The following is a 21,746-nucleotide window of genomic DNA, read 5'->3' as shown; positions in this document are numbered from 1 at the left end:
CCCCGTAATCTCCACCGAATCCGTACGACCCGCTTACCGTCGGTACGGTCGGTGTCCCGACGGCCGTCAGGACTCTGTGAGGCCCGTTCGCCGGGCCCGGCGCAGACGGTCGCCGCCCGCCAGGACGGCCGCCGCCAGGGCTTCGGCGGCGCCCTGCGCCGCGGGGTGGCGCCGGCCGTGCACCAGCACGAAGTCCACCCGGCCCAGCCCCGGCAGCCCCGCCCGGTCCGGTACCCGTACCAGGCCGGGCGGGACGAGTCCGCGCGAGTGCGCCATCACGCCGAGGCCCGCGCGGGCGGCGGCGATCAGGCCGTTGAGGCTGCCGCTGGTGCACGCGATGCGCCAGTCGCGGCCCTGCCGCTGCAGGGCGTCCAGCGCGAGCGCACGGGTGATGCCCGGCGGCGGATAGACGATGAGCGGGACCGGACGGTCCGCATCGAGGCGCAGTCGCTCCGCGCCGATCCACACCAGCCGGTCGCGCCAGACCGGCTCGCCCCGCGGATCCTCGGGCCGCCGCTTGGCCAGCACCAGGTCGAGCTTCCCGGCGGCCAGCTGTTCGTGCAGGGTGCCCGACAGCTCCACCGTCAGTTCCAGGTCGACCTCGGGGTGCTCGTACCGGAAACCCTCGAGGATCTCCGGCAACCGGGTCAGCACGAAGTCCTCCGACGCTCCGAAACGCAGCCGCCCGCGCAGCCGGGTGCCGGTGAAAAACGCCGTCGCCTGCTCGTGCACCTCCAGGATCCGGCGCGCGAACCCCAGCATCGCCTCCCCGTCCTCCGTCAGCTCCACGGAATGCGTGTCGCGGCTGAACAGCTGCCGGCCGGCGGCGTCCTCCAGCCGCCGCACGTGCTGGCTCACGGTCGACTGGCGCAGCCCGAGCCGCCGGGCGGCCTGCGTGAAGTTCAGGGTCTGGGCCACCGACAGGAACGTGCGCAGGTGGGAAGGGTCGTACACCCCGCCAGCCTATCGCCGGACGTGATGACAGTCAGAGCGGCGCAGCGGATTCCCGATCGCGGCGCGAGGGAGCACGATGGAGCGGGCCGAGCCGGTTCCCCTGCCCCCGGACGACAGCGAACGAGCAAGTGGAGCACCGTGAGACGCCTGCGACGGCCGCGTTGGACGCCGGTCGACCCGTACCTCCTGCTGCTGCTCGGGACCGTGGGCCTCGCGGCGCTGCTGCCGGCCCGCGGCACGGGCGCGGACGTGGCCTCCGGCGCCTCCACCGCGGCGATCGCGTTCCTCTTCTTCCTCTACGGCGCCCGGCTCTCCACCCGTGAGGCGCTGGACGGACTGCGCCACTGGAGACTGCACGTCACGGTGCTGGCCTGCACCTTCCTGGTCTTCCCCCTGCTGGGCCTCGCCTCCCGCGCACTCGTCCCGGTCCTCCTGACCGACCCCCTCCACCAGGGCCTGCTCTTCCTCACCCTGGTCCCGTCGACCATCCAGTCGTCGATCGCCTTCACCTCCCTCGCCCGCGGCAACGTGCCCGCCGCCATCTGCGCCGGTTCCTTCTCCTCGCTGGTGGGCATCGTCGTCACGCCGCTGCTGGCCGCCGCCCTGCTGGGTGGCGGCACCGGCGCCTTCTCCGCGGACTCCGTGGCCGGGATCGTGCTGCACCTGCTGGTGCCGTTCGTCGCCGGGCAGGTGCTGCGCCGCTGGATCGGCGGCTTCGTCGCGCGGCACAGGAAGGTGCTCGGACCGGTCGACCGCGGCTCGATCCTGCTCGTCGTCTACACGGCGTTCAGCGAGGGCATGGTCCAGGGCGTCTGGCACCAGGTCGGTCCGGGCCGGCTGGCCGGGCTGCTGGTGGTGGAGGCCGTACTCCTCGCCGTGATGCTGGTGCTGACCTGGTACGGGGCGAAGGCGCTGCGCTTCGGGCGCCGGGACCGGATCGCCATCCAGTTCGCCGGGTCGAAGAAGTCGCTCGCCGCCGGGCTGCCGATGGCGAGCGTCCTGTTCGGCGCCCAGGCCTCACTGGCCGTCCTGCCGCTGATGCTCTTCCACCAGATGCAGCTGATGGTGTGCGCGGTCATCGCCAGGCGCCGGTCGCACGACCCGGAGGCGGACGCCCCCGAGGGGCCCGCCGCCCCGCCGGGCGCCGCGGTCGGCACGGGCGGCCGCTGAACGGGCGGGAGCGCCCTCAGCGGCCCGCCTCCACCGTGTCCATGGGCAGGTGCAGCACGGTGTGCCCGAGGGCCGGGGGCGGGCCGCCGGCGGTGATCTCCTCGTCGGTCAGCGCCCGGTTCCACACGCGCACCTCGTCGACCGCGCCGGTGAGACGCGCCCGGCCGTCCGGGCGCTCCCCGATGTGCACGCCGAACGGCGAGTCGCGGCTGACCGAGCCCGGTACGTCCGCCGTGCCGACGGCCCTGCCGTCGAGGAACAGCGTGAGCCGCCCCCCGCCGCGCCGCAGGGCCACGTGGTGCCAGTCGCCGTCGTTGTGGGCGCGGTCGGTACGCACCCACGCCGAGCGCGGAGCGGCCCCACCCGTGCGGGCGGTGATCAGCCCCTGGACGCGGTCCTCGCCGGGCTCGGCGCGCAGCCACACCTGGGGCTGCGTGGTGCCGACCCCGCCCATCCACAGCAGCGGCTGCTCCCCGTCGGCCGCCGCGTACCGGAACCGCAGCGTGGCCGTGAAGTCCCCGGCCCCGAGCCGGAGCCTCTCGTCGTACGGCAGCCGTACGGCGTCGTCGGCGCCGTCGAGGGAGAGCGCGCCGCGCACCGCGCCGTCCGTCGTCCCGGCGCCGCCGAGCACGGCCGCCGCGGAAGCCCCCGGGGCGAGGTCGGGTGTGGTGGGATCGGCGGCCCGGCGCGGCCGGAGCCAGTCCTCGGTGAAGCGGGCGAAGCGGATCTCGTCGCGCGCGTCGGCCGCTCCGGCCTCGTACAGCAGACCCACGGTGCCCTCGTCGACGGCCACCAGGTCGGAGTAGCCGGACCAGTCCCGGGTGACGACCGTGCCCCGGTCCACGCTGTCCCAGGTCGCGCCGCCGTCGTAGGAGGAGCGGACCGCCATCGTGCGGCGGCGGTCGGGGTCCGCGGGGGCGGACAGCAGCAGCCGGTCGCCCAGGCGGAGGACCGAGCCCTGCACCTGCGGGGTGTACAGGTCCGGGAGGGTGCGGAAGGGGCCGGCGAAGCTGTCGCCGCCGTCGAGGCTGACGGCCTGTGTGCGGTGGCCGAGGTCGGTGCCCTTCTCCTCGCGGCCGCTGACCAGGAGCGAGCCGTCGGCGCGTTCGGTGAGGGCCATCTCGGACGGCTTCTGCCGGAAGGTGCCGTCGGCGGCGACGGGCCAGGTGTCGGTGGCCCCCACCCTCCAGTGGTCGCCGCCGTCGTCGCTGATGACGAGCGCCGCGTGGTTGGCGGTGACCCTGCCGCCGTCCCAGGTCTCGGCGTTGACGCCGACGACGAGCCGCCCGGCGTGGCTGCCGCCGGAGAGCTGGACGCCGTGCACGGGGCCGGTCGCGTACCAGGAGTTCCAGTCGGGCGGCAGGATCGCGGCGCTCAGGTCGCGGGGCGCCGACCAGGTGCGGCCGTCGTCGTCGCTGTACTGGAGGTGGGGCGTGCGGGCGCAGGGCGCCGCGCAGCCGGCGGCGTCCGTGCGGCCGGCGTTGTACGTCTCGACCAGCAGGACGCGGCCGGTGGTGCGGTCCACGACCGGCGCCGGGTTGCCGTGGGTGTCGCCGCCGCCGTCGTTGACGACCCGCAGCGGGCCCCAGGTGCGTCCGCCGTCGGTGGAGCGCTTGACGACGATGTCGATGTCGCCGGCGTCCCCGCAGTTCAGGACGCGGCCCTCGGCGAAGGCCAGCAGGGTGTCGTCCGTCGTCCGCACGATCGCCGGAATGCGGAAGCAGGCGTAACCGCCCGGGTCCCGGTCCGCCTCGAAGAGGACCTGCTGCTCGAACCCCGCCGCCCCGCTCCCGGGTACGGCATGGGCGGGAAGCGAGGCGGCGGCGAGGGCGAACAGGGCGGCGACGGCGAGCAGGGGGGAACGCGGAGGCGTGCGGGGAGGTGACGGCATGGAACGGTCTGCCCTTCGGGCGGCTGGACGGGAGCCGGTCGTCAGGCATGAGTACATCAGGACCTTCCCGGCCCAGGGCGCCCCTCGTGATCATGCGCGTGTCGTCCGGCGGGCGCGCGGGGAGGGGACCGGGGCCCCGTGGGTCCGCCCGCGGGCATGCCGGCCTGCGTGCATGCCGTCCTGCGAGGCGGCGCGAGGGGGCGCTCCCCGGTGCCGTCCCGCGGAGGACCGGGTCAGCCCTGGGCCGCCGGGGTCAGCCCTGGGCCGCCGGGGCCGGCAGGGTGATCCGGTCCTCGCCCGCGTACACGTTCATGGAGCTGCCGCGCAGAAAGCCCACCAGCGTCAGCCCCGCCTCGGCGGCCAGGTCCACCGCCAGCGAGGACGGCGCCGACACCGCGGCCAGCACCGGGATGCCCGCCATCACGGCCTTCTGCGCCAGCTCGAAAGAGGCACGGCCCGACACCAGCAGCACGGAACGGGACAGGGGCAGGTCCCCGTTCTGCAGGGCACGGCCGACCAGTTTGTCGACGGCGTTGTGCCGGCCCACGTCCTCCCGCACGTCCACCAGTTCGCCCTCCTCGGTGAACAGGGCCGCCGCGTGCAGGCCGCCGGTGCGGTCGAAGACCCGCTGGGCGGCGCGCAGCCGGTCGGGCAGGCCCGCCAGCAGGCCGGGGGTGACACGGACCGGGGGCGTGTCGGCGACGGGCCAGCGGGCGGTGGTGCGCACCGCGTCCAGGCTCGCCTTGCCGCACAGTCCGCACGACGAGGTCGTGTAGACGTTCCGCTCCAGCGTCACGTCGGGGATCGGTACGCCGGGGGTGGTCCGCACGTCGACCACGTTGTACGTGTTGGAGCCGTCGCTGGTGGCGCCCGCGCAGTAGACGATGTTCTGGAGGTCGCCCTGCTCGGCGAGCACGCCCTCACTGACCAGGAACCCGGCGGCCAGCGCGAAGTCGTCGCCCGGAGTGCGCATGGTGATCGCGAGGGGCTTGCCGTTCAGCCGGATCTCCAGCGGTTCCTCGGCGACGAGCGTGTCCGGGCGGGTGGAGACCGCCCCGTCCCGTATGCGGATCACCTTGCGTCGTTCCGTCACTCGTCCCATGTCCGTGCCCCTTGCCGGTCCGTCCGGTTCCGTACGTGCGGACGGCCGAAGCGGTCCTTGGCGCACAGGTTGCCGTGGGGCACCGGATCGTCGTGCGACGAGGTGACCTCCACGGCCTCATTGTCCCGCACGAGGGAGGCGGCGCGGCCCGCTCCAGGGGCGCGCACCGCCGCCGTCCCGCCGGGCCGTTGACCCGGGCAGCTTCCCGGCACGCGCGTCCCGAACTCCGGCTCGGCCGGGGGGCCGGACGTCGAAGCCCCTGGCCGGGGAGGAGACCGTGGGGGTCCGGGTGTGGAAACCCCGGGCGGGGAGGGAAGCCGAGGGGGCCCGGGTGTGAACGCCCCGGCCGCGGACGGAGACCGCGAAACCGTCCGGGCGGCCGGGACGCTGACCGAAGCCGACAAGGCGGGCGCCGGTTTCCTGTCGTATCACCTGCCGTCGTACCGGTGGGTCACTGATCACACTGGTGGATCCCGTACCCGAGGCAGCGAGGACTCCATCCATGCACGGCTCCCGCATCACCGCCGTCGGCCACTACCAGCCCGCCACGATCCTCACCAACGAGGAGCTGGCGGGCATGGTCGACACCAGCGACGAGTGGATCAGGAGCCGGGTCGGCATTCGTTCCCGACGGATCGCCGGGCCCGACGAGCCGGTCGACGAACTGGCGGGCCACGCCGCCGCCAAGGCGCTCGCCGCGGCCGGGCTGACACCCGCCGACGTGGACATGATCGTGGTGGCCACCTCCACCGCGATCGACCGCTCCCCGAACACCGCCGCGCGCGTCGCGGCCCGCCTCGGCGTCCCCGGGCCCGCCGCGCTGGACGTCAACGTCGTGTGCGCGGGCTTCACCCACGCCCTGGCCACCGCCGACCACGCCGTCCGGGCGGGCGCGTCGAGCCGGGCACTGGTCATCGGCGCGGACAAGATGTCCGAGGTGACCGACTGGACCGACCGCACCACCTGCGTCCTCGTCGGCGACGGGGCGGGGGCCGCCGTCGTGGAGGCCTCGGCGCCGGACACGCGGGCGGGGATCGGTCCCGTGCTGTGGGGGTCCGTGCCCCGGATGGGGAACGCGGTCCGCATCGAGGGCACGCCGCCGAGGTTCGCGCAGGAGGGGCAGAGCGTCTACCGCTGGGCGACCACCCGGCTGCCCGCCATCGCACGCCAGGCCTGCGAGCGGTCCGGACTGGAACCGGCCGACCTCGCCGCGGTCGTCCTGCACCAGGCGAACCTGCGCATCATCGAACCCCTCGCGGCGAAGATCGGCGCCGTCAACGCCGTCGTCGCCCGCGATGTCGTCGAGTCCGGCAACACCTCGGCGGCGAGCATCCCCCTCGCGCTCTCCAAGCTGGTCGAGCGGGGCGAGATCACCACCGGCGACCCGGTCCTGCTCTTCGGCTTCGGCGGGAACCTCTCGTACGCGGGACAGGTCGTCCGCTGCCCCTGAACGGCCACCGCCGGACCGCGGCGCGAGCCGTGCAAAGCGGACCGCGGCGCGCTCCGTGCCGCGGCCCGGGCGCCGGTGCGGCCGGCGGTCCCGGACCGGGCACCAGCCGCCCGCCGCCGTCACCGATCCTGACGTGCGGACCGCGACCCGGCCGTACGCGAGCCCACCGGACAGCCCGCGCGCCCGTGCCGGGCGTGCGGAGACCACCAGGTCAGAGGCTGTACCGAGGCCGCCCGGTGCCACGGCCGGGCGGCCCGGCCGGGTGCCGGGCCGCCGAGCGCGCCCCGCACGGCTTTGTCCACTCAGTGGAGAAAGTTCGCAGCAATTCATGCGTGACTTCTTCCCACCCCCGGCGCCCGCTGCTACGTTCCCTCCGAAAGCAAGCCAAGGACGTGGCCGGGAACCGGCACACTCGAGGCCGATCGAGGCGGGGAGGGGTTCGTGAGACGCATGACGGCACGACCCGCCAACACCCACCAGGCCCGGCTGCTCCAGCTGCTGCGCGACGGAGGGCCCAACTCCCGCGCCCAGCTCGGCGACCAGGTGGACCTCTCCCGGTCCAAGCTGGCCGTCGAGGTGGACCGGCTGCTGGAGACGGGACTGGTCGTGGCCGACGGACTCGCCGCCTCGCGCGGCGGGCGCCGCAGCCACAACATCCGCCTCCATCCAAGCCTGCGGTTCCTCGGCGTCGACATCGGCGCGACCTCGATCGACGTCGCCGTCACCAACGCCGAGCTGGAGATCCTCGGGCACATCAACCAGCCCATGGACGTACGCGAGGGCCCGGTCGCGGTCTTCGAGCACGTGCTCTCCATGGCCGCCAAACTGCGGGCCTCCGGGCTCGCGGAGGGCTTCGACGGCGCCGGCATCGGCGTCCCGGGGCCGGTCCGCTTCCCCGAGGGCGTGCCGGTGGCTCCGCCGATCATGCCGGGCTGGGACGGCTTCCCCGTGCGGGAGGCGCTCAGCCAGGAACTCGGCTGTCCGGTCATGGTCGACAACGACGTGAACCTGATGGCGCTGGGGGAGCAGCACGCGGGTGTCGCCCGCACCGTGCACGACTTCCTCGTCGTCAAGATCGGGACGGGTATCGGCTGCGGCATCGTCGTCGGCGGTGAGGTCTACCGCGGAACGACGGGCAGCGCGGGCGACATCGGGCACATCCAGGCCGTGCCCGACGGACGCCCGTGCGCCTGCGGCAACCGGGGCTGCCTGGAGGCCCACTTCAGCGGCGCGGCGCTGGCCCGCGACGCCGCGGAGGCCGCCCGGCAGGGCCTGTCGGCCGAGCTCGCGAACCGGCTGGAGGCGAACGGGGGCCTCAGCGCCGCCGACGTCGCGGCCGCCGCCGCCGCGGGCGACGCCACCGCACTCGACCTGATCCGGGAGGGCGGCCGGAGCACCGGCCAGGTCATCGCGGGTCTGGTCAGCTTCTTCAACCCGGGGCTCGTGGTGATCGGCGGCGGGGTGACCGGCCTCGGCCACAACCTGCTCGCCGCGATCCGCACCCAGGTCTACCGCCAGTCACTGCCCCTGGCGACGGGCAACCTGCCCATCGTCCTGGGGGAGTTGGGCCCCACCGCCGGAGTCATCGGCGCGGCCCGGCTGATCAGCGACCACCTGTTCTCACCCGCGTAGGCGTCATCCGGCCCCCGAGCCCGGCCGGCTCGGACCGCGCACAGCACCAGCACAGCGCTCCCCAGCACAGCGGCTCCACCCTGCCCTGATCCGCCCCCTGCTCCGCTCCACCTGGTCTGCTCCACCCGGTTCCGCTCCACCCCGTTCCGCTTCCACCTGCCCTGTCCCACCCCGCCCTGCCCCGCTCTGCCCTGACACCGGCCCGCACGCCCGCCGAGGGGACCTCACATGGCACCAGAACCACCGCTGCTCAGCATGTCCGGCATCACCAAGTCGTTCCCCGGAGTCCGGGCCCTGGACGGCGTCGACCTCGACGTCCAGGCCGGCGAGGTGCACTGCCTGCTCGGCCAGAACGGCGCCGGGAAGTCCACCCTGATCAAGGTGCTGGCCGGCGCCCACCAGCCCGACACCGGCACCATCCGCTGGCGCGGCGAGGACGTCACCCTGCGCTCGCCCCTCGCGGCCATGCGCCTCGGCATCGCCACCATCTACCAGGAACTCGACCTGGTGGAGCACCTGTCGGTCGCCGAGAACGTCCACCTCGGCCATGAGCCGACCGCCGCCGGCTTCGTCGTACGGGGAAGGGCGGCCAAGACGTCAACGGCTCGGCTCCTGAAGCGACTCGGTCATCCGGAAGTCGATCCGGGGCGGCTGGTCGGGGAACTCCCGGCGGCACAGCAGCAGATCGTGTCCATGGCGCGGGCGCTCTCCCACGACGTACGGCTGATCGTGATGGACGAGCCGTCCGCCGCCCTCGACCCGGACGAGGTCGACAACCTCTTCCGCATCGTGTCCGACCTCACCGCCGACGGCGTCGCCGTCGTCTACATCTCGCACCGGCTGGAGGAGATCCGCCGCATCGGCGACCGGGTCACCGTCCTCAAGGACGGCCGGGCCGTCGCGGGCGGGCTGCCCGCCAAGCAGACGCCCACCCGCGAGGTGGTGGCCCTGATGACCGGACGCAACGTCGAGTACGTCTTCCCCGAGCGGCCCACCGCACCACCGGCGGGACCGCCCGTGCTCAGCGTGCGGGGCCTCTCCCGGGAGGGCGAGTTCGCCCCCCTCGACCTGGAGGTCCGCCCCGGGGAGATCGTCGGTCTCGCCGGCCTCGTCGGCTCCGGCCGCTCGGAGATCCTGGAGACCGTCTACGGGGCCCGGAAGGCGAGCACCGGCCAGGTGGTCGTCGAAGGACGGCCGCTGCGGCCGGGAAGCGTGCGCGCCGCGGTGCGCGCCGGGCTCGGGCTCGCCCCCGAGGAACGCAAGGCGCAGGCCCTGCTGATGCTGGAGTCCGTCACCCGCAACGTGTCGGTGTCCGCCCTGTCCCGCTTCTCGCGCGGCGGCTGGATCGACCGCGGGGCCGAACTCGGCGCGGCGCGCGCGGCGACCCGCGAGCTGTCCCTGCGGCCCGACAACCCCTCGGTGCCCGTGCGCACCCTCTCCGGCGGCAACCAGCAGAAGGCGGTCCTCGCCCGCTGGCTGCTGCGCGGCTGCAAGGTCCTGCTCCTGGACGAACCCACCCGCGGCGTCGACGTCGGCGCCCGCGCCGAGCTGTACGCGGTCGTCCGCCGCCTCGCCGACGAGGGCCTCGCCGTCCTGCTGGTCTCCAGTGAGGTGCCCGAGGTGCTCGGCCTCGCCGACCGCGTGCTGGTACTGCGCGAGGGCCGGGTCGTGCACGAGGCCCCCGCCCGCGAACTCGACGAACACCGCGTACTCGACCTCGTGATGGAAGGAAGCCCGGCGTCATGACGCAGCACGTGTCCCCGCCCCGGGACAACACCGGCAAGGCGGCACCGGTGGACGGCCCGCCCGCCTGGCGCGTCCAGTTGGGCCGCGCCGACGTCCGCACCCTCACCCTGCTCGGTGTGCTCGCCGCCCTCGTCCTCATCGGCGGCATCACCCAGCCCGACTCGTTCCTGGACACCCGCAACCTCCAGCTGGTGCTCACCCAGGCGTCCGTGATCGGCGTCGTCACCGTCGGCATGACCTTCGTCATCGTCTCCGGCGGCATCGACCTGTCCGTCGGCGCCATCGTCGCCCTGGCCTCGGTGTGGGCGACCACGGTCGCCACCCAGGAGTACGGCTTCGCCGGCATCCTCTTCACGGCGGTCGTGGTCGGCGTGGGCTGCGGACTGGTCAACGGGGTGCTCATCGCGTTCGGCCAGATGGTGCCGTTCATCGCCACCCTCGCCATGCTGGCCTCGGCGCGCGGCCTCGCCCTGCAGATCACCGACGGCCGCACCCAGGTCGTCACGGTCCCGAGCGTCCTCGACCTGGGCGAGCGCGACGCCTACGTACTCGGCATCCCGCCCCTGGTCCTGGTGTTCGCGGCCGTCACCGTCGTCGGCTGGCTGGTGCTCAACCGGACCACCTTCGGCCGCCGCACCGTGGCCGTCGGCGGCAACGCCGAGGCCGCCCGGCTGGCCGGCATCGACGTCCGGCGCCAGCGGCTCTACCTCTACCTGCTGTCCGGACTGTGCTGCGGCATCGCCGCCTTCCTGCTGATCGTCCTGGCCGGTTCCGGCCAGAACACCAACGGCAACCTCTACGAACTCGACGCCATCGCCGCCGCGATCATCGGCGGCACGCTCCTGACCGGCGGGCGCGGCCACATCATCGGCTCCGTGCTCGGCGTCCTGATCTTCACCACCATCACCAACATCTTCGCCCTGAACAACCTGCAGAGCGACGTCCAGCAGATCGCCAAGGGCGCGATCATCGTCGCCGCCGTGCTGGTCCAGCGCCGTACCGCAAGCACGCACTGAGGAAAGGGTTCACCGTCATGACGCAACTCACGAGCCGCAGAGGACTGCTCTTCGGAGCCGCCGCCGTCTCCGCCGGCGCCGTCCTCACCGGGTGCACGAGCAACGACCCCGACGACGGCGACGACAAGGCCGCCGCGAACGACCAGCCGGCCGCCGACGACAAGCCGGGCAAGCAGGTCACCATCGGCTACGCCGGCCCGCAGGCCGACCACGGCTGGCTCAACGCCATCAACGACAACGCCCACAAGCGTGCCGAGAAGTACTCGGACGTGACCCTGGAGGTCACCGAGGGCTCGAACGACACCGCCCAGCAGATCGGCCAGATCGAGACCCTCATCAACAAGAAGGTCGACGTCCTGGTGGTGCTGCCCGCCGACGGCAAGGCGCTCACCCAGGTCGGGCTGAAGGCCATGCGCGCCGGCATCCCCGTCGTCAACCTCGACCGCATCTTCAACAGCCCCCAGGCCTACCGCTGCTGGATCGGCGGCGACAACTACGGCATGGGCCTCAACGCCGCCCACTACATCGGCGAGAAGCTCAAGGACACGCCGGACGCCAAGGTCATCGAGCTGGCCGGCCTGGACAACCTGGAGCTGACCAAGCAGCGCACCCAGGGCTTCGACGACGGACTGAAGAACTACCCGAACATCAAGAAGGTGGCCCGCCAGGCCGCCGAGTTCACCGTCGAGTCCGGCCAGGCCAAGATGGCCCAGCTGCTCCAGGCCCAGTCGGACTTCGACGCCCTGTGGAACCACGACGACGACCAGGGCGTGGGCGCGCTGCGCGCCATCGAGCAGGCCGGACGCGACGACTTCCTGATGGTCGGCGGGGCGGGAGCGCTCTCCGCCTTCCAGGCCATCAAGGCGGACAGCGGCGTACTGAAGGCGACCGTGCTCTACCCGCCCACGATGGCCGCCTCCGCGATCGACCTGGCCCGCGCCCTCGGTCAGGGCAAGGGCGTCAGCGGTCTCGCCGAGTACGAGATCCCCTCGATCGTCACCTGCTACTCGGCCGTCGTCGACAAGGAGAACGTCGACCAGTACATGTCCACGGGCTTCAAGTGACGGCTGCCGCCCCGGCAGCGGCCCGACCAGCCGGCCGGGGCGGGGCCCACCCCCACCGCGCCACGACGACGAGGAGGACATCCGCATGGGACAGCCGCAGCAGCCCGACGGGGCAGGGGCGGGGACAGCAGCCACCGGCACCGGCACCAGGGCGATGGGGGCATCCTCGACCAGACCACCGCTGCGCGTCGGCATGGTCGGCTACGCCTTCATGGGTGCCGCACACTCCCAGGGCTGGCGCACCGCCGGCCGGGTCTTCGACCTGCCGCTGAACCCGGTGACGGCCGCGATCTGCGGCCGGGACGCCGACGCCGTCCGGACGGCGGCCGACCGGCACGGCTGGGCGAGCACCGAGACCGACTGGCGGGCCCTGGTGGAGCGGGACGACATCGACCTCGTCGACATCTGCACCCCCGGCGACAGCCACGCCGAGATCGCGCTGGCCGCGCTCGCCGCCGGGAAGCACGTCCTGTGCGAGAAGCCCCTGGCCAACACCGTCGCGGAGGCGGAGGCCATGGCCCTGGCCGCCGTCGAGGCGGCCACCCGCGGGCAGCTGGCGATGGTCGGGTTCAACTACCGCCGGGTGCCGGCCACCGCGCTGGCCCGGCGGATGGTGGCCGAGGGCCGCGTCGGACGCCTGCGGCACGTGCGGGTGACGTACCTCCAGGACTGGCTGGTGGACCCGCAGTCGCCGCTGACCTGGCGACTGCGCAGGGAACTGGCCGGATCGGGAGCCCTCGGCGACCTGGGCGCGCACATCGTCGACCTCGCGCAGTACCTGACGGGGGAGCGGATCGCCGGCGTCTCCGCCCTCACCGAGACCTTCGTACGGGAACGCCCGCTGCCCGCCGGCGCCCCCCGGGGCCTGTCGGCCGGCTCGGCCGACGGTGTCACGGGACAGGTCACCGTGGACGACGCCGCCGTGTTCACCGGCCGGCTCACCTCGGGCGCCCTGATCTCCTTCGAGGCCACCCGGTACGCCACCGGCCGCAAGAACGCCCTGCGCATCGAACTCAACGGGGAACGCGGCTCGCTCGCCTTCGACCTGGAGCGGCTCAACGAGCTGTCGTACCACGACGGCACGGAGCCGGGGGAGTACACCGGCTTCCGCCGCATCCTCGTCACCGAACCCGAGCACCCCTACCTGGACGCCTGGTGGCCGCCGGGGCACGGGCTCGGCTACGAGCACACCTTCGTCCACCAGGTGCGCGACCTCGTGCACGCCCTCGCCGAGGGCCGCCGGCCCGAGCCGTCCTTCGCGGACGGGCTGCAGGTGCAGCGCGTGCTCGCGGCCGTGGAGGAGAGCGCCGAGAAGAACTCCGTCTACACCCCGATCACCCCCTGAGGAGGCTGGCAGCGACATGCCGCGCAACTTCACTCTCTTCACCGGCCAGTGGGCGGACCTGCCTCTGGAGGAGGTCTGCCGCCTCGCCCGCGACTTCGGCTACGACGGGCTGGAACTCGCCTGCTGGGGCGACCACTTCGAGGTCGACAAGGCGCTGGCCGACCCCTCGTACGTCGACTCCCGCCATCAGCTGCTCGACAAGTACGGCCTCAAGTGCTGGGCGATCTCCAACCACCTGGTCGGCCAGGCGGTGTGCGACGCCATCATCGACGAGCGCCACCAGGCCATCCTGCCCGCCCGGATCTGGGGCGACGGTGACGCGGAAGGCGTGCGGCAACGCGCCGCGGCCGAGATCGAGGACACCGCACGGGCCGCCGCGCGCCTCGGCGTCGACACCGTCGTCGGCTTCACCGGGTCGGCCATCTGGCACCTGGTCGCCATGTTCCCGCCCGCCCCCGAGGCGATGATCGAACGCGGCTACCAGGATTTCGCCGACCGCTGGAACCCGGTCCTCGACGTCTTCGACGCCGAGGGCGTGCGGTTCGCCCACGAGGTCCACCCCAGCGAGATCGCCTACGACTACTGGACGACCCAGCGCGCCCTGAGGGCCGTCGGACACCGGGCCGCCTTCGGCCTCAACTTCGACCCTTCCCACTTCGTGTGGCAGGACCTCGACCCGGTCGGTTTCCTGTGGGACTTCCGCGACCGGATCTACCACGTCGACTGCAAGGAGGCCCGCAAACGCCTCGACGGCCGCAACGGACGGCTCGGCTCCCACCTGCCGTGGGGCGACCCGCGCCGCGGCTGGGACTTCGTCTCCGCCGGCCACGGCGACGTGCCCTGGGAGGACGTCTTCCGGATGCTGCGCTCCATCGACTACCGCGGCCCCGTCTCCGTCGAGTGGGAGGACGCCGGCATGGACCGGCTGCAGGGCGCCCCCGAGGCCCTCACCCGGCTCAAGGCCTTCGACTTCGAACCGCCCACCGCGTCCTTCGACGCCGCCTTCAACAGCTGACCCGACCGCCCGGCGGCAGGCCGGGGACGGGGCCGGCAGGTGCGCCGGTCCCCGGTCCGGCCTGCCCTCCGACGGCTTTGTCCTGTCAAGGGGAAAAGTTCAACCAGTCCCGATCCAAGGGGTGTTGGCCCCGGAAGAACGCGGTTACCGTCCCTGAAGTGTTCAGGACACCCACGCACCCGGGGTGACGGCGCACCCCGGCGCCCGCCGCATCGCACGTCTTCGCACCGAATCCGTACGGCCCATTCCGTTCCCGGAGGGACTTCGTGCACAGAAGCAGAGTCGAAAGCACCAGGACCACGAGGCGCCCCAGGCTGCGCACCACCCTCGCCCTGTTCACCGGCCTGATGCTGGCCGTGGGCACCCCGGCGACCGTCGCCGGCGCCCACCCCGGACACCCGGAACACGACGAACCGGCGGCAGCCGAGGGGCAGTTCCAGCAGGTACCGCTCGCCAAGGGCGAGCCGGAGACGGGCGAGCCGATGTCGCTCGCCGTACTCCCCGACCGCAGCGTCCTGCACACCTCGCGCGACGGCACGCTGCGCCTCACCGACCAGGGCGGCGTCACCAAGGTCGCCGGCAGGCTCGACGTCTACAGCCACGACGAGGAGGGCCTGCAGGGCGTCGGCGTCGACCCGGACTTCGAGAACAACCGGGCGATCTACCTGTACTACGCCCCGCCGCTCGACACCCCCGCGGCCGACGCCCCCGAGACCGGAACCGCCGAGGACTTCGAGAAGTTCGACGGCGTCAACCGCCTCTCCCGCTTCGTCCTCAACGCCAACGGCACCCTGGACCCGGCCAGCGAGAAGAAGGTCCTGGACGTCGCGGCCTCGCGCGGCACCTGCTGCCACGTCGGCGGCGACATCGACTTCGACGCCGAGGGCAACCTCTACCTGTCCACCGGCGACGACACCAACCCCTTCGCCTCCGACGGCTTCACGCCGATCGACGAGCGCCCGGACCGCAACCCGGCCTTCGACGCCCGCCGCAGCTCCGGCAACACCAACGACCTGCGCGGCAAGATCCTGCGCATCAAGGTCGCCGAGGACGGCTCGTACACCGTCCCGGAGGGCAACCTCTTCGCCCCCGGCACCGAGAGGACCCGCCCCGAGATCTACGCCATGGGCTTCCGCAACCCGTTCCGGATGAGCGTCGACGACGAGACCGGCACGATCTACGTCGGCGACTACGGCCCCGACGCGGGCGCCGCCGACCCGAACCGGGGACCGGCCGGACAGGTCGAGTTCGCCAAGGTCACCGAGCCCGCCAACTTCGGCTGGCCGTTCTGCACCGGTGACAACGACGCCTACGTCGACTACGACTTCGCCACCAAGGCCGCCGGCGAGAAGTTCGACTGCGCCGCTCCGAAGAACACCTCGCCGCACAACACGGGCCTCGTCGACCTGCCGCCCGCGCAGGCCGCCTGGATCCCGTACGACGACGGCAGCGTGCCCGCGTTCGGCAGCGGCTCCGAGTCCCCGATGGCCGGCCCGGTCTACCGCTACGACGCCGATCTCGACTCCAAGGTGAAGTTCCCCGAGGAGTTCGACGGCGACTTCTTCGCGGGGGAGTTCGGCCGCCGCTGGATCAAGCGGATCGAGCAGAACGCGGACGGCACCGTCGCGAGGATCAACGACTTCCCGTGGACCGGCACCCAGATCATGGACATGGAGTTCGGCCCCGACGGCGCGCTCTACGTGCTGGACTACGGCGTCTCCTGGTTCCAGGGCGACGAGCACTCCGCGCTGTACCGGATCGAGAACGCCGAGGACGGCTTCTCCCCGATCGCCGAGGTGAGCGCGGACAAGACGTCCGGCGCCGCCGGCCTGAAGGTCACGTTCACCGCCTCCGCCAAGGACGCCGACTCCCCGGACCTCACCTACAGCTGGGACTTCGGCGACGGCACCGGGGGCGAGGGGCTGACCCCCACCCACCAGTACAAGAGGGTCGGCACCTACACCGCGACCTTCACCGCGAAGGACCCCGAGGGCAACACCGGCAGCGCCAGTGTCCGCATCGTGGTCGGCAACACCGAACCCACGGTGAAGATCGAGATCCCGGGCAACGGCAGCCTGGCCGCCTTCGGTGAGCCCGTGCCCTTCAAGGTGAGGGTCACCGACCCCGAGGAGACCGTCGACTGCTCCAGGGTCAAGGTCGCCTACAGCCTCGGCCACGACTCCCACGCCCATGAGCTGACCGGCGAGACGGGCTGCGAGGGCACCCTCAACCCGCCGCCGGGCGACGGCGGACACGACCCCAATGCCAACATCTACGGTGTCGTCGGCGCCAGTTACACCGACGGCGGGGCGAACGGCCAGGAGGCCCTGACCGGCACCGCCCGCACGGTGATCCAGCCACTGCACCGCCAGGCCGAGCACTTCACCGAGCAGCAGGGCGTGTCGGTCATCGACAAGACCGGCGCCAACGGCGGCAAGACCGTCGGCGACATCGACGACGGCGACTGGATCTCCTTCAGCCCCTACCGGTTCGACGGGCAGAAGAAGCTGACCGTGCGGGCCTCCTCCGGCGGCGCCGGCGGCTTCGTCGAACTGCGCACCGGCTCGCCCACCGGCAAGCTGCACGGTTCGGCGTACATCCCGCCGACCGGCAGCTGGGAGACGTTCCAGGACGTCGACGTGCCACTGCGCTCGCTGCCGAAGCGCACCACGGAGATCTACCTGGTCTTCCGGGGCGGCGACGGCGCGCTGTACGACGTGGACGACTTCGAGTTCTCCAAGGAGCCGTTCAAGAAGGGCAAGAAGGTCCTCGTCTTCTCCAAGACGGCCGGCTTCCGCCACGACTCCATCCCGGAGGGCATCGCCGCGCTCAAGGAACTGGGCGCGCCGGCCGGCATCTCGGTCACCGCGACCGAGGAGGCCCGCCAGTTCACCACGGCCAACCTCGCCAGGTACGACGCGGTCGCCTTCCTGTCCACCACCGGTGACGTGCTCGACGCCGACCAGCAGAAGGCGTTCGAGAACTACGTCGGCAACGGCGGCGGCTACCTGGGCATCCACGCCGCCGCCGACACGGAGTACGACTGGGAGTTCTACGGCGGCCTCGTCGGCGCCCACTTCGACTCGCACCCGGCCGTCCAGAAGGCCACCGTGCGCGTCGAGGACCACGACCACCCGTCGACCGCGCACCTGGACGACGCCTGGGAGCGCACGGACGAGTGGTACAACTACCGCGCCAACCCGCGTGGACAGGCCAAGATCCTCGCCACCCTCGACGAGACCACCTACGACGGCGGCACCATGAAGGGCGACCACCCGATCGCCTGGTGCCAGAGCTACGGTGGCGGCCGCTCCTTCTACACCGGAGGCGGCCACACCAAGGAGTCCTACGCCGAGGAGGCCTTCCGCGCCCATCTGCTCGGCGGCATGCAGTACGCCACCGGCCAGGTCAAGGCGGACTGCAAGCCGGGCAAGGGCTACCGGAAGATCTTCAACGGCCAGACCCTCGACGGCTGGAAGCAGGCCGGACCCGGCACGTTCGACGTCAAGGACGGCACGCTGGAGTCCCGCGGCGGCATGGGCCTGCTCTGGTACCAGGCCAAGGAGCTGGAGTCGTACTCCCTCACGCTCGACTGGAAGATGCGGGGCGACGACAACTCCGGGATCTTCGTGGGCTTCCCGGCCTCCGACGACCCGTGGTCGGCGGTGAACAAGGGCTACGAGATCCAGATCGACGCCACGGACGCACCCGACCGCACCACGGGCTCCGTCTACTCCTTCAAGTCGGCGAACATCAAGGCCCGTGACCAGGTCCTGCGTCCGCCCGGCCAGTGGAACTCCTACGAGATCAAGGTCCAGGGCGAACGCCTCCAGGTGTTCCTCAACGGAGTCAGAATCAACGACTTCACCAACAAGGACCCCGAGCGGAGCCTGACGGACGGATACATCGGCCTCCAGAACCACGGCGCCGACGACCAGGTCTCCTTCCGCGACATCCAGCTCAGGGAACTGCCCTCCTAGGGCCACCGGAACGGCGGCGGGCGGCGGACGCCGGACCTCCGCCCGCCGTCCCGCCGGGCCTCCGCGCCCGGCACCCCGCTCCTCCCCCTCCCGGCACTCGCACCCGGTTCGCGTACGACAAGGAGGCTGCCCATGTCCGCCGAACCGTCCCCGCCCACCTCCTCCCCGGCTCCGCGCCTCGGCGTCTGGCTCATCGGGGCACGCGGATCCGTGGCCACCACCGCGATCGCGGGCTGCGCCGCCGTCGCCGCCGGCCTCCATCCGCCGACCGGCATGGTCACCGAGACCCCGCCCTTCGCCGCGAGCGGCCTGCCGTCGTTGCCGTCGCTCGTCTTCGGCGGCCACGACACCCTCGACTGCCCGCTGCCCAAGCGTGCCGAGCACCTGGCCGCGGGCGGCGTCCTGCCGCACGGCCTGCCCTCCGCCGTACACGCCGAACTCGTCGCCGCCGACCGGGAGATCAGACCCGGCGGTCCGGTCCCCGGGGACCCCGCGGGCGGCCCGGGCCGTACCCAGGACGCGTGGATCGACCTCTTCGCCGCCGACATCCGCGACTTCGTCCACCGCCAGGACCTCGTCGGCGCCGTCGTGGTGAACGTCGCCTCCACCGAGCCCACCCCCACCGACGGCACCCTGCCGCCCAGCTCCCTCTACGCGGCGGCCGCCCTGCGCGCCGGCTGCCCCTACGTCAACTTCACGCCCTCCACGGGCCTGCACCACCCGGCGCTGGCCGCGCTCGCCGAGTCGTCGGGCCTGCCGTACGCGGGCCGCGACGGCAAGACCGGGCAGACCCTGCTCCGCTCCGTGCTGGGCCCGATGTTCCTCCAGCGGGCCCTCGCCGTGCGCGCCTGGTCGGGCACGAACCTGCTGGGCGGCGGCGACGGCGCAGCCCTGGCCGACCCCGCGGCGGCCGCCGCCAAGAACGCGGGCAAGGAACGCGTGCTGGCCGACACCCTCGGCGCCGCGCCCCAGGGCGAGGTCCACATCGACGACGTGCCCGCCCTCGGCGAATGGAAGACCGCCTGGGACCACGTGGCCTTCGACGGTTTCCTCGGCGCCCGCATGGTTTTGCAGACCACCTGGCAGGGCTGCGACTCGGCGCTCGCCGCCCCGCTCGTCCTCGACCTGGCCCGGCTGACCGCCCGCGCCCACCAGAAGGGCCTGACCGGTCCGCTGCGGGAACTGGGCTTCTACTTCAAGGACCCCGTGGGCGACGGCCCGGCCTCCCTGGCCGAGCAGTACGCGGAGCTGAGGGGCTTCGCCGGGCGGCTGCGGGACGGTGCCGGCACGCGCGAGGAACAGCGGTGAGCCGCACGGACGCCGTGGCGCGGGACGCCTCCGCACCGGCCGGGGCGACGGCGGACGGGCCCGATCCGGACGACGCCGTCCCCGCCCCCGGCGGTGCCGCGGCCCCCACACCCCGCTCCGGACGCGCGGGCGCCTGGGCCGAACTGCTGCGTCTGCCCGCGCTCTTCACCGTCCCCGGTGACGCCCTGGCCGGCGCCGCGGCGGCGGGCACCCGCCCCGGGCCCCGCACCCTGCTCGCCATCGGATCGTCCCTGTGCCTGTACGAGGCCGGCATGGCCCTGAACGACTGGGCGGACCGCGCCGAGGACGCCGTGGAGCGCCCGCACCGCCCCCTCCCGTCCGGCCGTGTCCGTCCGGCCGCCGCCCTCGCCGCGGCCTGTGGCCTCACCGGCGCGGGACTGGTGCTCGCCGCCGGCGCCGGCCGGCCCGCCCTCCGGGTGGCCGCGCCCCTGGCGGCGACCGTCTGGGCCTACGACCTCGCGCTGAAGCACACCCCCGCCGGGCCCGCGGCCATGGCCGCGGCCCGCGGACTGGACCTGCTCCTGGGCGCGGCCGCCACCGGCGGCGGCACCCGGGCCGCGCTGCCCTCCGCCGCACTGCTCGGCAGCCACACCCTCGCGGTCACGGCCGTGTCCCGCCGGGAGACCACCGGCGGCTCGGTCCTGGCCCCGCTGGCCGCCCTCGCGACGACGGGGGCGCTGACGCGGCTGGCCACCCACCGCCGCACCCGGCCCCCGGCAGGCCGGCGGGCAGCAGCCGCCCCCGGCCTGCCGGGCCCCGGCCCCGCCGAGCGCCCGCCCCGGGCCACCGCCGCCCTCGCCACCGTCCTGGGCGCCGCCTACGCCGCCACGGCCGCCCGCCCCTACTTCCACGCCACGCTCAACCCCTCGCCGCCGCTCACCCAACGGGCCGTCGGCGGCGGCATCCGGGCCACGATCCCGCTCCAGGCCGCGCTCGCCGCCCGCTCCGGGGCGGCCACCACGTCCCTCCTCGTCGCGGCCCTGGCCCCGGCCGGCCGGGTGTTCGCGCGACGGGCCGCCATGAGGAAGGTGAGCATCACGTGAGCGAGTACCCGGACCGGGGGCCGCGCGGAAAGAACGGGAACGCGCGCCCGGGGGCGAGTGGCGGCGTGAACGGGAGCCCGCGCCGGGACGCGAGCACGGGTGCGCGGGCTGCGGACGCGGGGGCGAGCAGGGCCACCGCCCCGCCGCGGGAGGCGGACGGAGCGGCTCCGTCCCGGAAGGGGGTCGGAACATCTCCGTCCCGGAAAGAGGGCGGAACATCTCCGTCCCCCCTCCGCTTCGGCTACGGCACGAACGGCCTCGCCGACCTGCGCCTGGACGACGCCCTCGCCCTGCTCGCCGACCTCGGCTACGACGGCGTCGGCCTGACCCTCGACCACATGCACCTCGACCCGCTCGCCCCCGACCTGGCCGCCCGTACCCGCCGGGTCGCCCGCCGCCTCGACGCCCTCGGCCTGGGCGTCACGGTGGAGACCGGCGCCCGCTACGTGCTCGACCCGCGCCGCAAACACGGCCCCTCCCTGCTGGACGAGGACCCGGACGCCCGCTGGGCACGCATCCGCCTGCTGATCCGCGCCGTCCGCGTCGCCGCCGACCTCGGCGCCCACGCCGTGCACTGCTTCAGCGGCCCCACCCCGGCGGGCACCGACGAGGAGACCGCCTGGAAACGCCTCGCCGACGCCCTGGGCCCGGTGCTGGACGCGGCCGAGGACACCGGCGTGCCCCTCGCGGTGGAACCCGAACCGGGTCATCTGCTGTCCACCCTCGCCGGCTTCCACCGCCTGCGCACCGACCTCGGCGACCCCGCCCCGCTGGGCCTGACCCTGGACATCGGCCACTGCCAGTGCCTGGAGCCCGCGTCCCCCGCCGACTGCGTGCGCGACGCCGCCCCCTGGCTGCGGCACGTCCAGATCGAGGACATGCGCCGCGGCGTCCACAAGCATCTCCCCTTCGGCGACGGCGAGATCGACTTCCCGCCCGTCCTCGACGCCCTGACGGCCAGCGGCTACCAGGGCCTGACCGTCGTCGAACTGCCCCGCCACTCCCACGC

The 21,746-nt window shown here is 73.4% G+C and carries 16 protein-coding genes; 12 read left to right on the top strand and 4 right to left on the bottom strand.

All coding sequences use genetic code 11. The annotated features are described in order from the left end of the window. Window positions 1-66: 66 nt before the first annotated feature. Complete coding sequence (locus tag ACVV2G_RS24955) at window positions 67-954, bottom strand: LysR substrate-binding domain-containing protein (RefSeq protein WP_453845000.1); 888 nt, start codon at window positions 952-954, stop codon at window positions 67-69. Between the two features lie 138 nt (window positions 955-1,092). Between ACVV2G_RS24955 and ACVV2G_RS24950 the strand changes: the two genes are divergently transcribed. Continuing rightward, entirely contained in the window at window positions 1,093-2,124 is a 1,032-nt protein-coding gene (locus ACVV2G_RS24950) for a bile acid:sodium symporter family protein (RefSeq protein WP_453844999.1), read from the top strand. 16 nt (window positions 2,125-2,140) lie between these two features. Here the strand turns inward: ACVV2G_RS24950 and ACVV2G_RS24945 are convergent, their stop codons facing one another. The 3 genes from ACVV2G_RS24945 to ACVV2G_RS24935 form a co-directional block, all read right to left on the bottom strand. Continuing rightward, on the bottom strand, window positions 2,141-4,015 hold the full coding sequence (locus tag ACVV2G_RS24945) for an exo-alpha-sialidase (protein ID WP_453844997.1): 1,875 nt from the start codon (window positions 4,013-4,015) through the stop codon (window positions 2,141-2,143). Between the two features lie 253 nt (window positions 4,016-4,268). Then, window positions 4,269-5,117, bottom strand: coding sequence for a formate dehydrogenase accessory sulfurtransferase FdhD (fdhD, locus tag ACVV2G_RS24940; protein ID WP_453844996.1), 849 nt, complete (start codon window positions 5,115-5,117; stop codon window positions 4,269-4,271). Then, complete coding sequence (locus ACVV2G_RS24935) at window positions 5,105-5,230, bottom strand: hypothetical protein (RefSeq protein ID WP_453844995.1); 126 nt, start codon at window positions 5,228-5,230, stop codon at window positions 5,105-5,107. Before ACVV2G_RS24935 ends, fdhD begins: the two co-directional genes overlap by 13 nt. Window positions 5,231-5,619: 389 nt before the next feature. Between ACVV2G_RS24935 and ACVV2G_RS24930 the strand changes: the two genes are divergently transcribed. From ACVV2G_RS24930 to ACVV2G_RS24880, 11 genes are all read left to right on the top strand, one after another. Continuing rightward, window positions 5,620-6,567 carry a beta-ketoacyl-ACP synthase III gene (locus tag ACVV2G_RS24930; RefSeq protein WP_453844994.1) on the top strand — a complete coding sequence of 316 codons (948 nt, stop codon included), beginning with the start codon at window positions 5,620-5,622 and terminating at the stop codon, window positions 6,565-6,567. Window positions 6,568-7,017: 450 nt separating this feature from the next. Continuing rightward, window positions 7,018-8,199, top strand: coding sequence for an ROK family transcriptional regulator (locus ACVV2G_RS24925; protein WP_453844993.1), 1,182 nt, complete (start codon window positions 7,018-7,020; stop codon window positions 8,197-8,199). A gap of 228 nt (window positions 8,200-8,427) precedes the next feature. Then, window positions 8,428-9,945 (top strand): sugar ABC transporter ATP-binding protein, encoded by a 1,518-nt coding sequence (locus ACVV2G_RS24920; RefSeq protein WP_453844992.1) that lies wholly within the window; start codon window positions 8,428-8,430, stop codon window positions 9,943-9,945. Next, window positions 9,942-10,961, top strand: coding sequence for an ABC transporter permease (locus tag ACVV2G_RS24915; protein ID WP_453844991.1), 1,020 nt, complete (start codon window positions 9,942-9,944; stop codon window positions 10,959-10,961). Before ACVV2G_RS24920 ends, ACVV2G_RS24915 begins: the two co-directional genes overlap by 4 nt. A 17-nt stretch (window positions 10,962-10,978) precedes the next feature. Then, window positions 10,979-12,025 carry a substrate-binding domain-containing protein gene (locus tag ACVV2G_RS24910; protein ID WP_453844990.1) on the top strand — a complete coding sequence of 349 codons (1,047 nt, stop codon included), beginning with the start codon at window positions 10,979-10,981 and terminating at the stop codon, window positions 12,023-12,025. Between the two features lie 85 nt (window positions 12,026-12,110). Beyond that, window positions 12,111-13,370, top strand: a complete 1,260-nt coding sequence (locus ACVV2G_RS24905) for a Gfo/Idh/MocA family protein (RefSeq protein WP_453844989.1) — start codon at window positions 12,111-12,113, stop codon at window positions 13,368-13,370. A gap of 16 nt (window positions 13,371-13,386) precedes the next feature. Next, window positions 13,387-14,385: a sugar phosphate isomerase/epimerase family protein gene (locus ACVV2G_RS24900; protein WP_453844988.1), complete on the top strand. Its 999-nt coding sequence runs from the start codon at window positions 13,387-13,389 to the stop codon at window positions 14,383-14,385. A 266-nt stretch (window positions 14,386-14,651) separates the two neighbouring features. Further along, the gene (locus ACVV2G_RS24895) at window positions 14,652-18,365 is read left to right on the top strand and encodes a ThuA domain-containing protein (RefSeq protein WP_453844987.1); all 3,714 of its coding nucleotides are present in this window, start codon (window positions 14,652-14,654) and stop codon (window positions 18,363-18,365) included. A gap of 132 nt (window positions 18,366-18,497) precedes the next feature. Beyond that, window positions 18,498-19,673, top strand: coding sequence for an inositol-3-phosphate synthase (locus tag ACVV2G_RS24890; RefSeq protein WP_453844986.1), 1,176 nt, complete (start codon window positions 18,498-18,500; stop codon window positions 19,671-19,673). Then, the gene (locus tag ACVV2G_RS24885) at window positions 19,670-20,737 is read left to right on the top strand and encodes an SCO3242 family prenyltransferase (protein ID WP_453844985.1); all 1,068 of its coding nucleotides are present in this window, start codon (window positions 19,670-19,672) and stop codon (window positions 20,735-20,737) included. The genes ACVV2G_RS24890 and ACVV2G_RS24885 overlap by 4 nt, the downstream gene beginning before the upstream one ends. A gap of 266 nt (window positions 20,738-21,003) precedes the next feature. After that, the coding region (locus tag ACVV2G_RS24880; protein WP_453845040.1) for a sugar phosphate isomerase/epimerase family protein at window positions 21,004-21,746 on the top strand (743 nt) is incomplete at its 3' end.

The organism is Streptomyces sp. JK94 (assembly GCF_053613315.1).
Note: the sequence above shows the minus strand (reverse complement) of the source record. Positions and strands in the feature narration are given on the sequence as shown.